General features: G+C 69.8%; 12 protein-coding genes. 10 read left to right on the top strand and 2 right to left on the bottom strand.

Annotated features, from left to right (window positions below; all coding sequences use genetic code 11):
* Positions 1 to 21: 21 nt before the first annotated feature.
* A complete protein-coding gene (locus JNW91_RS24950; RefSeq protein ID WP_203177832.1) occupies positions 22 to 1,368 on the bottom strand; it encodes an aspartate aminotransferase family protein in 1,347 nt (448 codons plus the stop codon).
* 555 nt (positions 1,369 to 1,923) lie between these two features.
* On the opposite strand from JNW91_RS24950, the gene JNW91_RS24945 reads away from it, so the two are divergent.
* On the top strand, positions 1,924 to 2,667 hold the full coding sequence (locus JNW91_RS24945) for a DUF5753 domain-containing protein (protein ID WP_203177834.1): 744 nt from the start codon (positions 1,924 to 1,926) through the stop codon (positions 2,665 to 2,667).
* Positions 2,658 to 2,852, top strand: coding sequence for a DUF397 domain-containing protein (locus JNW91_RS24940; RefSeq protein ID WP_203177831.1), 195 nt, complete (start codon positions 2,658 to 2,660; stop codon positions 2,850 to 2,852). Before JNW91_RS24945 ends, JNW91_RS24940 begins: the two co-directional genes overlap by 10 nt.
* Before the next feature lie 94 nt (positions 2,853 to 2,946).
* Here JNW91_RS24940 and JNW91_RS24935 read toward each other — a convergent pair whose 3' ends face one another.
* Complete coding sequence (locus JNW91_RS24935; RefSeq protein WP_203177830.1) at positions 2,947 to 3,459, bottom strand: Lrp/AsnC family transcriptional regulator; 513 nt, start codon at positions 3,457 to 3,459, stop codon at positions 2,947 to 2,949.
* 214 nt (positions 3,460 to 3,673) lie between these two features.
* Here JNW91_RS24935 and JNW91_RS24930 point away from each other — a divergent pair, with 214 nt between their 5' ends.
* The 8 genes from JNW91_RS24930 to JNW91_RS24895 form a co-directional block, all read left to right on the top strand.
* The gene (locus tag JNW91_RS24930) at positions 3,674 to 4,858 is read left to right on the top strand and encodes a polyamine ABC transporter substrate-binding protein (RefSeq protein ID WP_203177829.1); all 1,185 of its coding nucleotides are present in this window, start codon (positions 3,674 to 3,676) and stop codon (positions 4,856 to 4,858) included.
* A 4-nt stretch (positions 4,859 to 4,862) separates the two neighbouring features.
* Positions 4,863 to 6,014 carry an ABC transporter ATP-binding protein gene (locus JNW91_RS24925; protein ID WP_203177828.1) on the top strand — a complete coding sequence of 384 codons (1,152 nt, stop codon included), beginning with the start codon at positions 4,863 to 4,865 and terminating at the stop codon, positions 6,012 to 6,014.
* Positions 6,011 to 6,919, top strand: coding sequence for an ABC transporter permease (locus tag JNW91_RS24920; RefSeq protein ID WP_203177827.1), 909 nt, complete (start codon positions 6,011 to 6,013; stop codon positions 6,917 to 6,919). Before JNW91_RS24925 ends, JNW91_RS24920 begins: the two co-directional genes overlap by 4 nt.
* 55 nt (positions 6,920 to 6,974) lie before the next feature.
* Complete coding sequence (locus JNW91_RS24915) at positions 6,975 to 7,817, top strand: ABC transporter permease (RefSeq protein WP_309244478.1); 843 nt, start codon at positions 6,975 to 6,977, stop codon at positions 7,815 to 7,817.
* A complete protein-coding gene (locus JNW91_RS24910) occupies positions 7,814 to 9,235 on the top strand; it encodes an NAD(P)/FAD-dependent oxidoreductase (RefSeq protein WP_203177826.1) in 1,422 nt (473 codons plus the stop codon). The genes JNW91_RS24915 and JNW91_RS24910 overlap by 4 nt, the downstream gene beginning before the upstream one ends.
* Complete coding sequence (locus tag JNW91_RS24905) at positions 9,235 to 10,416, top strand: saccharopine dehydrogenase family protein (RefSeq protein WP_203177825.1); 1,182 nt, start codon at positions 9,235 to 9,237, stop codon at positions 10,414 to 10,416. The genes JNW91_RS24910 and JNW91_RS24905 overlap by 1 nt, the downstream gene beginning before the upstream one ends.
* Before the next feature lie 272 nt (positions 10,417 to 10,688).
* Positions 10,689 to 11,462, top strand: coding sequence for a G5 domain-containing protein (locus JNW91_RS24900; protein ID WP_238425651.1), 774 nt, complete (start codon positions 10,689 to 10,691; stop codon positions 11,460 to 11,462).
* Between the two features lie 284 nt (positions 11,463 to 11,746).
* Positions 11,747 to 12,613 (top strand): PDDEXK family nuclease (locus JNW91_RS24895; RefSeq protein ID WP_203177823.1); only part of this gene is annotated, 867 nt, incomplete at its 3' end.

The raw sequence follows: 12,613 nt of genomic DNA, 5'->3' as shown, positions 1-12,613 counted from the left end.
GTGGGGTGGGGTCGGGGGGGGTTAGAGGCGTGTCCAGGCTTCGGTGAGGACTGTGCGCAGGATCTGCTCGATCTCGTCGAAGTGCCGCTGCTCGGCGATCAGGGGTGGGGCTAGCTGGATCACCGGGTCGCCCCGGTCGTCGGCACGGCAGTAGAGCCCGGCCTGGAACAGCGCGGTGGAGAGGAAGCCGCGCAGCAGTCGCTCCGACTCGGCCTCGTCGAAGGTCTCCCGGGTGGTCTTGTCCTTGACCAGCTCGATGCCGTAGAAGTAGCCGTCACCGCGCACGTCGCCGACGATCGGCAGGTCGTGCAGCTTCTCCAGAGTGGACCGGAAGGCGTCCTCGTTGGCGCGTACGTGCCCGATGAGGTCCTCGCGCGCGAAGACCTCCAGGTTGGCCAGGGCCACCGCGCAGGAGACCGGGTGCCCGCCGAAGGTCACCCCGTGGGCGAACATGCCGGTCTCGGTGAGGAACGGCTCCATCAGCCGGTCGCTGGCGATCATCGCGCCGAGTGGGGCGTACCCGGAGGTGATGCCCTTGGCGGTGGTGATGATGTCCGGCTGGTAGCCGTAGCGCAGCGCGCCGAAGTACTCGCCGAGCCGGCCCCAGGAACAGATCACCTCGTCGGAGACGAGCAGCACGTCGTACGCGTCGCAGATCTCCCGGACCCGCTCGAAGTAGCCGGGCGGGGGTGGAAAGCATCCGCCGGAGTTCTGCACCGGCTCCAGGACGACCGCGGCGACCGTGTCCGGCCCCTCGCGCTCGATGGCCCGGCCGATCTCGTCGGCGGCCCAGCGGCCGAACGCCTCGGCGTCGTCACCGTGTTCGGGCGCCCGGTAGAAGTTGGTGTTGGGCACCTTGATCGCGCCCGGCACCAGCGGCTCGAAGTCGCTCTTGATGCCCGGCAGCCCGGTGATCGACAGGGCGCCCATCGAGGTGCCGTGGTAGGCGATGTACCGGCTGATCACCTTGTACTTGTTTGGCTTGCCGGTCCGCTTGAAGTAGGCGCGGGCCAGCTTCCAGGCCGCCTCGACGGCCTCGGAGCCGCCGGTGGTGAAGAAGACCCGGTTGAGGTCGCCGGGGGTGAGGGTGGAGATCTTTTCGGCCAGCTCCACGGCCTTCGGGTGCGCGTACGACCAGAGCGGGAAGTAGGCCAGTTCGCCGGCTTGCTTGGCGGCGGCCTCGGCCAGCTCGGTACGGCCGTGACCGGCGTTGACGACGAAGAGCCCGGCGAGCCCGTCCAGGTAGCGGCGGCCCTGCGCGTCCCACACGTACGCGCCCTCGCCGCGCACGATGGTCGGCACCTCGCCGGCGGAGTAGCTCGCCATCCGGGTGAAGTGCATCCAGAGGTGGTCGGTGGCGTTGGCCATGTCAGCCCCATCGGTCGTCGGGCCGGTCAGGGGGGAGGCCGGCCGCTCTGCCAACGGTTATCGCACAGTCCGAGGCCCTGAGGCAAGTGGTATCAGTGGCGTGACGGGTCACAGGCGACGGATTCAGCGCGGGTCTGCCGAAGATGCAACGGAATCCGCATCGCTGCTGAGCCGCAACGGGATGATCACCTCGATATGGCTGATGTCGCGGTATTCGGGCGCGGTTGATGGCGCGGTATCGGCGATGTCGAGTGGATCAACTGTGGGGGACCGGGCGACAGGGCCTTGGGACGCAGACGGGGCACCTTGGGGGCCGTCAGGGGGCGTCCTGGATGCGCGCCAACATGTCTCACCGCAACACGCCGGTAGGCGGCGGACATCGACACGCAGCGTGGCTATCGTGCGCCGCAACGTTAATGGTGCGAAGCCGACAACGTGCATCGAGCGGAGCCGCACCGTGCATCGAGCGGTGCCGCGACGTGCATCGAGCCGAGTCGCGGTGTGCATCCGGCGGGCAGGAGGAATCCGGTGGGGAACGAGGCGTTGCGGGTGGCGATGGCCGAGGCGGGCGAGACGGTCGAGTCGTTGGCCGAGAAGGTCCGCGTCGACCCGAAGACGGCGGCGCGGTGGCTCGCCACGGGTCGGATCCCGCATCCGCGTACCCGGGTGGCGGTGGCCGAGGTCCTGCGCCGGGACGCGGCCGACCTCTGGCCCGAGCCGTTCCGCCGCCGCGACCTGCCGTGGTTCCGACCGTGGGCCGAGCTTGAGCAGGACGCCACCTCGCTCCGGTCTTACCAGCCGCTGCTTGTGCCGGGCCTGCTCCAGACCGAGGGGTACGCCCGCGCGGTCCTGAACACCGGCGGCCTGGTCCCGCCGTCCGAGGTGGACCAGATCGTGGCGAGCCGCCTCGAACGGCAGGCGGTCCTCGGCCGCGACGCCCCACCGCAGCTCGTGGCGGTGATCGACGAGGTGGTGCTGCGCCGGCCGGTCGGCGACGGGTCGGTGATGGCCGGACAACTCAGGCACCTCGCGTCGGCGGCCGAGTGGGAGCACGTGCAGGTCCGGGTCATCCCCGCCGAAAGCCCCTGGCACACCGGCCTGGCCGGCCCCTTCGTGCTGGGCCGGCTGCCCGACGGGACCGAATTGGCGTATCTCGACAACCAGCTCCGCGGGCAGGTCGTGACCGATCCCATCGATATCGCTAACCTGGGACGCAGGTGGGAGAGCGTCACCGGCGAGGCGTTGCCCCAGCGTCGTTCGATCGAGCTGATCAGGGAAGTGGCCACGACATGGACATGACCGACGCCCGCTGGCGCACCGCGACCCGCAGCAGCAACAACGGCGGCGACTGCGTCGAGGTGGCTGACAACCTGCCCGGCCGGGTCCTGGTCCGGGACAGCAAGGACCGCGACGGCGGCACCCTGACCTTCGCGCCGACCGTCTGGGCGTCGTTCGTCGGCGCGGTCCGTCGGGCGGCGCACTGATCGACCCGGGATCAGGGAAACCGGGGCATCGAAGCGGTGCGGACACCCCCATTTCCTGCAAGCCGAGTCGATCAACCAGCGCAGGCGCCGAGCGTCAGGCCGTACCCCAGGTGTAGGTCTGCTTGCGCAACTTGAGGTAGACGAACGCCTCGGTGGAGAGCACCCCGGGCACCGCGCGCAGCCGTTGCAGGATCTCCAGCAGGTGGTCGTCGTTGCGGCAGACCACCTCGGTGAGCAGGTCGAACGACCCGGCGGTGATCACCACGTAGTCGACCTCATCCAGCTCGGCCAGCCGGTCCGCCACGGCCTCCAGGTCGCCATCGGTACGCAGCCCGATCATGGCCTGGCGGGGGAAGCCGAGCTGGAGTGGATCGGTGACCGCGACGATCTGCATCACGCCGGAGTCGAGCAGTCGCTGCACGCGCTGGCGGACCGCCGCCTCGGAGAGCCCCACCGCCTTGCCGATGGTCGCGTACGGTCGGCGGCCGTCCTCCTGAAGCTGTTCGATGATCTGCTTGGCCACGTCGTCCAGCAGAGCGTGATTGGCCCCTTCACGGACAGCGACGCGTCGGCCGCCGTTGCCGTTCTCGTGCTGCCGGTTCGTCATCGTCCGCTCCCCATGTCCCGAATCGTGATGTCGCGCGTGTATCACCGCGCAGTCTGGCGTATTTCGTCGTGCATCGCTAATCCCGCAACGGAATCCCTTGTAAGGGACGTCACCTCATGTCAGGATCAGTCGCCACGGCACCTGAACGTCCCGACCCCTCCGCCGGCGCGCCACCCCCGTCCCGCCCGCCGACGATGACCCCCTAGGAGTCGTCATGCGTACTCCCCTCCGGCCCCTCTCCCGGCGTGGACTGCTCACCGGCACTCTCGGTTCGGCCGCGCTGTTCGCCACGGGTGGCAGCCTCGCCGGCTGCGGCACCAAGGGCGCCCAGCAGACCGAGGCCGGTTGCGTCAGCGAGGACCTGTCCGGCACCGAGAAGAAGCTTGCCTTCTCCAACTGGCCGCAGTACATGGACGTGGACGAGAAGGACGAATCCAAGCGGCCCAGCCTGGACGAGTTCATCACGAAGAGCGGCATTCAGGTCACCTACACCGAGGACATCAACGACAACAACGAGTTCTTCGGCAAGGTGCAGAACCAGCTCGCTGCCTGCCAGAGCACCGACCGGGACATCATCGTGCTGACCGACTGGATGGCGGCCCGGATGATCCGACTCGGCTGGATCCAGAAGCTCGACCCGGCGAAGATCCCGAACGTGCAGGCCAACCTGCTCCCGTCGTTGCTCAACCGCTCCTTCGACACCGAGAACCGGCTCTCCATACCGTGGCAGTCCGGCCTCGCCGGTCTGGCCTTCAACGGCAGTGTCACCAGGGAGGTGCGCACCGTCGACGAACTGCTCACCCGCCCCGACCTCAAGGGCAAGGTGACCGCGCTCAGCGAGATGCGCGACACGATGGGCCTGCTGCTCGGATCCAACGGGCACGACCCGGCGAAGTTCACGGCCGCCCAGTTCGACGACGCGCTCAACAAACTCAAGAAGGCCGTCGACTCCGGGCAGATCCGCAAGTTCACCGGCAACGACTACGCGCCCGACCTGGCCAAGGGTGACATCGCCGCGTGCATCGGCTGGTCCGGAGACGTCATCCAGCTCTCCAGTGAGAACGAGAAGGTGCAGTTCGTCGCGCCCGACTCCGGCGTGATGCTCTACAGCGACAACATGATGGTCCCCAACAAGGCCGCCCACAAGGGCAACGCCGAAGCGCTGATCAACTACTACTACGAGCCGGCGGTCGCCGCGAAGGTCGCCGCGTACGTCAACTACATCTGCCCGGTCAAGGGTGCACAGGCCGAGATGGAGAAGATCGACCCCGAGCTGGCGGCCAACCCGCTGATCTTCCCCGACGAGGCGCTGCTGTCGAAGTCCAAGGTGTTCATGGCCCTGGACGAAAAGCAGGAACGGGAGTACGAGGGCAAGTTCCAGCAGGTCATCGGGGCGTGACGGGATGGCGCGCGAGACACCCGCCGGCGATCTGCGCCTGGCCAACCTCACCAAGCGGTTCGGCATCTTCACCGCGGTCGACGACCTCAGCCTGACCATCGGGCAGGGCTCGTTCTTCGCGCTGCTCGGCGCGTCCGGCTGCGGCAAGACCACCACCCTGCGGATGATCGCCGGGCTGGAGGAGCCGACCAGCGGTCAGGTGCTGCTCGGCGACCGGGACATCGCCCGGCTGCGGCCGTACAAGCGGCCCGTCAACACGGTGTTCCAGAGCTACGCGCTGTTCCCGCACCTCACCATCTTCGAGAACGTGGCCTTCGGACTGCGTCGACGCGGCATCCGCGCGGTCGACGACGAGGTCGCCCGGATGCTGTCGCTGGTGCAGCTCGACGGGTACGGCAATCGCCGTCCCGCCCAGCTCTCCGGCGGCCAGCAGCAACGGGTCGCGCTGGCCCGCGCGCTCATCAACCGGCCGCAGGTACTGCTGCTCGACGAGCCGCTCGGCGCACTCGATCTGAAGCTGCGCCGCCAGATGCAGATCGAGTTGAAGCGGATCCAGACCGAGGTCGGCATCACCTTCGTACACGTCACGCACGACCAGGAGGAGGCCATGACGATGGCCGACACCGTCGCGGTGATGAACGCCGGCCGGATCGAGCAACTCGGTGCCCCGGCCGACCTCTACGAGTTCCCGGCCACCGCGTTCGTCGCGAACTTCCTCGGCCAGTCCAACCTGCTCGCCGGCGAGGCCGTCGGCGCCAGCGGCGGCGACGTCGCGGTGACGGCGCACGGCGCGCGCTTCTCGGTGCCCGCCGGCCGGTCACGGACCGACCACGGCCCGGTCCACCTGGGGGTACGCCCGGAGAAGCTGATTCTGGTCGGCTCCGCCGACCAGGTGCCCGCGGGGCATCAGCACGTCACCGGGGTGGTCAGCGACGCCTCCTACGTGGGCGTCAGCACGCAGTACCTGCTGCGCACCGACTGGGGCAGCGAGCTGTCGGTGTTCGCGGCCAACAGCGGAACGCCGGCGCGGGTGGCGGTGGGCGGCACGGCCGTGGCGTACTGGGATCCGCGGCACGCGTTCCTGCTGCCCCGTGACGCCGCCGACACCGACCGGACGTCGCCGGTGCTCGACGAGCCGGTGGGTGCGTCGTCGTGACCCTCCTGGCCCCCACCGGCTCGGGGCAGGCGCCGCCCGCGCCACCGGCAGCCCGGTCCGGGCGGCACCGGCTCCTGCCGTACCTCCTGCTGTTGCCCGGCGCGGCCTGGCTGCTCATCTTCTTCGGGGTGCCGCTGGTGCAGCTCGCCGCGGCGAGCCTGTACGACCCCAGCGGCTCGCTGTCCACCGGGTACGCGCTGACCTGGGCGTTCGGCAACTATCCGGACGTGGTGCAGGCGTACTGGCCGCAGTTCCTGCGCTCGTTCGGCTACGCCGGTCTGGCCCTGGTGCTGGCGCTGCTGCTGGGCTACCCGTTGGCGTACGCCATCGCGCAGAAGGCCGGCCGGTGGAAGAACCTGCTGCTGGTGTGCGTGGTCGCGCCGATGTTCACCAGTTTCCTGGTTCGCACGCTGGCCTGGAAGACGATCCTGTCGGACAACGGCGCGCTCGTCGGCCTGCTGCGCGACGTGCACCTGCTCGCCCCGGACGGCCGGCTGCTGGCCACCCCCTTCGCGGTGGTGCTCGGCCTGACGTACAACTTCCTGCCCTTCCTGGTGCTGCCCCTCTACGCGAGCCTGGAGCGGCTGGACTATCGGCTGCTGGAGGCGGCCACCGACCTGTACGCGAGCCCGGTACAGGCGTTCCGTCGAGTGACGCTGCCGCTGTCCATGCCCGGCCTGGTCGCCGGCACGCTGCTGTTCTTCATTCCGGCCAGCGGCGACTACATCAACGCCGAACTGCTCGGCACCCCGAACGAATACATGATCGGCAACGTCATCGACTCGGCGTTCCTGGTCCGGCTGGACTACCCGCAGGGCGCCGCCCTGTCGTTCCTGCTGATGGCGGCGATCCTCGCGGTGGTCTTCGGCTACCTGCGCAGGGCCGGCACGGAGGAGGTGCTGTGAGCGCGAGGAGTGCAGCGCAGCGGAGCCCCGCAGTCGCGAACGAAAGGCGGCTCCGGTGAGAGTGTCCCGTTGGTTGGCGGACCGCTGGGTGATGATCGTGGCGCTGCTGGTGCTCGGCTACCTGGCGCTACCGATCCTGGTGGTGGCAGGGCTGTCGTTCAACCGGCCGTCGAGTCGGCTGTCGTACGACTTCAACGAGTTCACCCTCGACAACTGGCGTCAACCGTGTGCCACCTCGGACATGTGCGACGCGGTCGTCCGCAGCGTGCAGATCGGCTTTGTCGCCACGGTGGTCGCCACCGTGCTCGGCACCCTGATGGCGTTCGCGCTGGTCCGGCACCGCTTCCGCGGCCGGTCCGGCATCAACGTGCTGATCTTCCTGCCGATGGCCACCCCCGAACTGGTGATGGGCACCTCGCTGCTGGCCCTGTTCGTGTCCGCCGGGGTACCGCAGGGCTTCTGGACCATCGTCATCGCGCACGTGATGTTCTGCGTGTCGTTCGTGGTGGTCACCGTGAAGGCGCGGCTCGCCGGAATGGACCGGCGGCTGGAGGAGGCCGCCATGGACCTCTACGCCAGCGAGTGGCAGACCTTCCGGCGGATCACCCTGCCGCTGGTGCTGCCCGGCATCGTGGCCGCCGCGCTGCTGGCGTTCTCGTTGAGCTTCGACGACTTCATCATCACGAACTTCAACGCCGGCACGACTGTCACGTTCCCGATGTACGTGTGGGGCGCTGCCCAGCGGGGCATCCCACCGCAGGTCAACGTCATCGGCACCGCGATGTTCGTGATCGCGCTGCTGCTGGTCGGGCTCAGCTCGCTGCGCGGACGGCGGGCACGTCGCGCCAACCTGCTGACCGGTCCGGCGCAGCCCCGACCGACACGCCGGCCGTCATGACCCTCCCGCATACCGGCCGGGCGCTCGCCGACGCGGCACCCGTGCCGTACTGGCTGGACCGCCCGGAACGCCCCGACCCGCTGCCGCCACTCACCGGCCCGCAGCACGCCGACCTGCTGGTGATCGGCGGCGGGTACAGCGGGCTCTGGGCCGCCCTGCTGGCCAAACAGGCCGATCCCGACCGCGATGTGCTGCTCGTCGACGTCGGGACGTGCGGTTGGGCCGCGTCCGGGCGCAACGGCGGCTTCTGCGCCGCCTCGCTCACGCACGGACTGGCCAACGGCGTCGACCGGTTCCCCGACGAGGTCGGCGAGCTGGATCGTCTCGGCCGGGAGAACCTGGACGCCATCGCCACCACCGTCGCCGAGTTCGGCATCGACTGCGACTTCGAGCGCACCGGCGAGCTGGCCGTCGCCGTCGCCCCGTACCAGCTCGACGGGCTCGCCGCCGACGCGGAGCTGGCCCGCCGGTACGGCCACCGGGTGCGGCTGCTCGACCGCGACGAGGTACGCGCCGAGGTGAACTCGCCGACGTACCTGGGTGGGATGTTCGACGCCGACCGGGTGGCCATGGTGGACCCGGCGAGGCTGGCGTGGGGACTGCGCCGCGCCTGCCTCGACCTCGGTGTACGGGTGCACGAGCACACCCGGGTCACCGGGCTGCGCGCCGACAGCGCCGCTCTGCGCGCGGCGACCGCCGGCGGGCCGGACGACGCGCCCGGCTCGGTGCGGGCCCGACGGGTCGTGCTGGCCACCAACGCCTTCCCGCCGCTGCTGCGCCGGCTGCGGGCGTACCTGGTGCCGGTCTACGACCACGTGCTGATGACCGAACCACTCACCCCGGCCCAACGCGACGCGATCGGCTGGCGCAACCGGCAGGGGCTGGCCGACACCGGCAACCAGTTCCACTACTACCGGATCACCGCCGACGGGCGGATCCTCTTCGGCGGCTACGACGCCGTCTACCACTACGGCAACCGGGTCGCCCCGGAGCTGGAACAGCGCCACGCCACCTTCACCACCCTCGCCCGGCACTTCTTCACCACGTTCCCGCAGCTCGCCGACGTGCGCTTCAGCCACAGCTGGGGCGGCGTCATCGACACCTGCACCCGGTTCTGCCCGTTCTTCGGCACCGCGTACGGCGGTCGACTGGCGTACGCGGCCGGCTACACCGGCCTCGGCGTCGGGGCCACCCGCTTCGGCGCCCGGGTGCTGCTCGACCTGCTCGACGGCGGGAACACCCCGCTGACCCGGCTCGACCTGGTCCGCCGCAAGCCACTGCCGTTTCCACCGGAACCCGTCCGTGCGATCGGCATCAATCTCACCCGCTGGTCACTGGCCCGCGCCGACGCGCGCGAGGGCCGGCGCGACCTCTGGCTCCGTACTCTCGATCGTCTTGGTTTGGGGTTTGATTCCTGATGCGTGTCCTGCTCGTCGGCGCCGGTGGCGTCGGCTCCGCCGCCGTAGCCATCGCCGCCCGACGCTCCTTCTTCGAGACGATGGTGGTCGCCGACCACGACCCCGGCCGCGCGGAGCGCGCCGTCGCCGGGCACGGTGACCGGTTCGTCGCCGCCCAGGTGGACGCCTCCTCGGCCGACGCGGTCACCGCGCTGTGCCGGGAGCACCGGATCACCAACGTGCTCAACGCCGTCGACCCGCGCTTCGTCATGCCGATCTTCGACGGCGCGTTCGCGGCCGGCGCGGACTACCTGGACATGGCGATGTCGCTGTCACACGCCGAGACAGGCGTGAAGCTCGGTGACGCGCAGTTCGCCCTGGCCGATTCCTGGTCGGCGGCCGGTCGGCTGGCATTGTGCGGCATCGGGGTCGAGCCCGGGCTCTCCGACGTGTTCGCCCGCTACGCCGCCGACGAACTGTTCAGCGAGATCGACGAGATCGGTGTCCGGGACGGGGCGAACCTCACCGTCGACGGCTACGACTTCGCGCCCTCGTTCTCCATCTGGACCACCATCGAGGAATGCCTCAACCCGCCGGTGATCTGGGAGAGAGACCGGGGCTGGTTCACCACCGAACCGTTCTCCGAACCGGAGACCTTCCACTTCCCGGAGGGGATCGGGCCGGTCGAGTGCGTCAACGTCGAGCACGAGGAGGTGCTGCTCATCCCGCGCTGGGTCAAGGCCCGCCGGGTCACCTTCAAGTACGGCCTCGGCGACGAGTTCATCGAGGTGCTCAGGACGCTGCACAAGCTCGGCCTGGACGCCGTCTCCCCGGTCCGGGTGCGCGGCGTCGACGTGTCCCCGCGCGACGTGGTGGCCGCCAGCCTGCCCGACCCGGCCACCCTCGGCGCACGGATGCGCGGCAAGACCTGCGCCGGCACCTGGGTCCGTGGCCTCGGCCCCGACGGGCAGCCCCGGGAGGTCTACCTCTATCACGTGGTCGACAACGAGTGGTCGATGCGGGAGTACGGCCACCAGGCGGTGGTCTGGCAGACCGCGGTCAACCCGGTCGTCGCGCTGGAGCTGCTCGCCACCGGCGTCTGGTCCGGTGTCGGGGTGCTCGGCCCCGAAGCACTGCCCCCGATGCCGTTCCTCGACCTGCTGACCGGCTACGGGTCGCCGTGGGGCATGGAGGAACGCTGAACCGCGTCTGCTGACGACATCCCGACAGGTCCCCTCGCCGTCCTGGTGGACCGGGCGCAGGGCGGTGCGACGCGCGGGAATCCGCGGCTTTGGTCCGCATCTGCGGCCACACGATCGGCCCTGTCCGACCAGCCCGAGAAGTCACCGCGGGTGTCGACTCGTCGCCGAGGAAGCCGCCCATCGATCATCACGGTCGGAGCGAACGACGCGGGTGACAGGCGCGACGGTGGATATTGCACACGGTGTTTGCGACGACACTCATCGCCGTGACGATGCAACCACCGCCGAATCCCGGGCCGCCGCAGCCGCCGTTCGCCCCCGGACCCCAACCGTCCGCCGCCCCGGGCTGGTTCCGCCGGGCCAGCCCGGGCCAACGCGTCGCCGTCATCCTCGGCTCGGTGACCCTGTCGATCCTGCTGCTCTGCTGCACCGGCACCGCCATCGTCGGAGCGCTGACCGGCGAGCCGGAGCCGACCCGCACGGGCACTTCGGCCGAGGAGCCGCAGCAGCCCATCGTGGCGGCGCCAGCCGAGCCCACCGACGAGGTCCCCGCGCAGGCCCAGTCGCCGATACCGGCACCCTCGGACCCCGTCGCCGCCACCTCGCCGGCCTCGACCCCGTCGGGTGCCGCCCCCACCCCGCTCGTGCGGGTGACGACCGTGACGGAACGAGCCGCCATCAAACACGCTGCGCGAACCGTGAAGGACTCGTCGTTGGCCGAAGGCAAACGAGTGGTCCGGACCAGGGGCGTGGACGGCGTACGGACGCTGACCTACCAGGTCACCGCCACGGACGGCGTGCAGACGGGCAAGAAGCTGGTCAAGTCCGTCGTGACGAAGCAGCCGGTGACCGAGGTCGTCGCCGTCGGCACCAAGAAACAGTCGAACTGCGACCCGAACTACACCCCCTGCGTCCCCATCGCCACCGACGTGGACTGCCTGCCTGGCTCGGGAGACGGGCCCGCCTACGTCCGCGGAACCGTCAAGGTCGTCGGCAGCGACGTCTACAAACTGGACCGCGACAAAGACGGCTACGGCTGCGACTAACCCCCGCCCCCGCCCCGGCCGGTCGATCATGGAGTTGTGGTGGGCGGTAGGTGCCGATTCGAGGCTTCTGCCCGGCACCACAACTCCATGATCGACGCGAGTGTGGGGTGGGGCTCATAGCACGGCTGGGGATTGGGTGGGGGGTTTGCACAGGGGTGGGAGTTGTCCACAGGTTGCTGTGGTGGGGTGGAGGGTTCGCGGCTGCGTGCCGCAGTTTCTGCGGCATGGCAGAGCGTCTGTATCGATACTCCGAGTTAGTCGCCGCTGGCCTCAGCCGGGAACGTGTGCGCACCCTGACGGGGCTGTCCCGGCTGCACCGAGTGTCGCGCAGCGTCTACACGCCCAACCCTGAAGCGGTCGGACACCTGGCGGCGATCTTCCGGCGGCTGCCCGACTCGGCCGTCGTCGGATTCCACACGGGCGCGCAGTTGCACGGCTTCGGCGACGCCCGAAGCTCCGACGTACACATCATCGTGCCGGCTGGGGAGAACGTGCCGCACATCCGTGGGGTTGTCGCGCACGAGGCGGTGCTGCCGGTACGCGACCCGGTGCTGCTGGCCGGAGTGCCGTGCGCCCCCGCCGCCCGGTGCGCGGTCGACCTGGCCCGGTCGCTACGCCGGATGGACGCGATGCCGCTGCTGGACCTGTGTCTTCGCGTGGGCGCCTGTCAACCCGAGGAGCTTCGGGTGGAGGTCGCTCGGCACGAGCGCCTGCGCGGCGTCTGCCAGGCGCGTGAACTCGTACCCCGCGCGGATCCCCGGGCGGAGTGCCGGCAGGAAAGTCAGCTCCGCCTGGTGTTGATCGATGGCGGCCTGCCGCCACCGGAGCCCCAGTTGTGGGTCCCGGACAGCAACGGGGTGCCGCTCTACCGCCTCGACCTCGGTTACCGGAAACGTCGGGTCGGAGTCGAGTACGACGGCACGTCCCATCTGGACCGCGATCACCTCCGGCATGACCGATCCCGGATGAACTGGCTCGCGGCGAACGGCTGGCAGATGCGCCACTTCACCGACCTGGACCTCTACCGCCGCCCGGCCCACATAGTCGCCACCCTGGGCCACCTCCTGCGCCTGCACCGACTCATAGCTCGACGGCAGGAAGCTGGCCTGGTCGGTGCTGACCTGATCGGCCAGGGACGGCGCGAGAAACGA

It is taken from the genome of Micromonospora parastrephiae (assembly GCF_016802865.1).
Lineage (GTDB): Bacteria > Actinomycetota > Actinomycetes > Mycobacteriales > Micromonosporaceae > Micromonospora > Micromonospora parastrephiae.
The sequence above is the reverse complement of the archived record's forward strand: the minus strand, read 5'-3'. Positions and strand labels throughout refer to the sequence as shown.